This is a genomic window from Frigoribacterium sp. CFBP 13707 (genome assembly GCF_014842245.1).
GTDB lineage: Bacteria > Actinomycetota > Actinomycetes > Actinomycetales > Microbacteriaceae > Frigoribacterium > Frigoribacterium endophyticum.
Genome location: NZ_JACYVL010000034.1, coordinates 1 through 1,068, shown reverse-complemented (window position 1 = coordinate 1,068; position 1,068 = coordinate 1). Strand labels below are relative to the sequence as shown.

Here is a 1,068-nt window from a genome sequence, read left to right as displayed (position 1 = left end):
CCGGTGACTCGGAGCGCCAGGTAGAAGCAGATCCCCGTCCCGAACGCCAACACGATCTGGAGCCCGGTCGCAAGGGGCGCTTGACCGACGACGAGATTGCCTGCGTGCAGCAGCGCGAAGATCCCCGCCGAGAGTGCCGCCACTGCACCCTCCGGGTAGCTCGCGCGCCTGAGGAGATCGACGATGAGGCCACGGCAGAGCACCTCCTCCGTGAAGCCGACGAGAACACAGGTGAGCACCCACACAGACAGGACGTCCGTCCCGATCGCCGCGTAGTCGACGCTCAACAAGTGCAGAACGTTGAACCCCGCCACGACCACGACCACGCCCCACATCCACCTCCGCCCGCGGAGAGGCTGCCCTCGGAACAGGGCTCCAGCAAGACCGGCCGACCTCGCGAAGATGACCAGAACGGCAGCACCGACCACCAGGGGCAGGACTGAACCGACGAGCATCGCGTTCGCGGCCGTCAGCGACCATGTCGACGTCAACGACCGGGCGATCACGACACATGCAGCGAGGAACGCAAAGTAAACACCTCCCGCCAGCACCGAAGGCAAGAGACCCCCTCGAGCCCAGAACGCCTTCCAGCTCGAACGCAGATCAGCGAGCATCATCAGCGAACCACTGCCTTCAACACGAGGCGTGATCCGACGGCGATCACGCCTGCTCCCCCCGTTGGATCGCGCGATAGACCGTCGAGCGGGCCACGCCGAAGAGCTCCGCGATCTCGCTCGTGGTGTGGGCGCCGGTCCGGTGCAGCTGCACGAGGTGCTTCTCCTGCGAGGCGGTGAGCTTGGGCTTGCGGCCGCGGAGCTTGCCAGCAGCCTTGGCGATCGCCATGCCCTCACGGGTGCGGGCACGGATGAGGTCAGCTTCGAACTCGGCGACCATGCCGAGGACGTTGAACAGGAGCCGACCGACGGGGTCGGTGGGGTCGTAGACCGCTCCCCCGAGGTTGAGCGAGACGCCCTTCTTCGTCAGCTCATCCGCGATGTCGGTTGCGTCCCGCAGCGAGCGGGCGAGACGGTCGAGCTTCGTGACGACCAGGACATCGCCGGTGCGGCA

At 66.7% G+C, this 1,068-nt stretch carries 2 protein-coding genes; both read right to left on the bottom strand.

The window, feature by feature from the left end; genetic code table 11:
* Positions 1 to 326, bottom strand: a 326-nt coding sequence (locus IFT45_RS16645; RefSeq protein ID WP_192129551.1) for a CPBP family intramembrane glutamic endopeptidase, incomplete at its 3' end; no start/stop codon positions are given.
* Between the two features lie 334 nt (positions 327 to 660).
* Positions 661 to 1,068: recombinase family protein (locus IFT45_RS16640; protein WP_192129549.1), on the bottom strand; the 408-nt coding region annotated here is incomplete at its 5' end.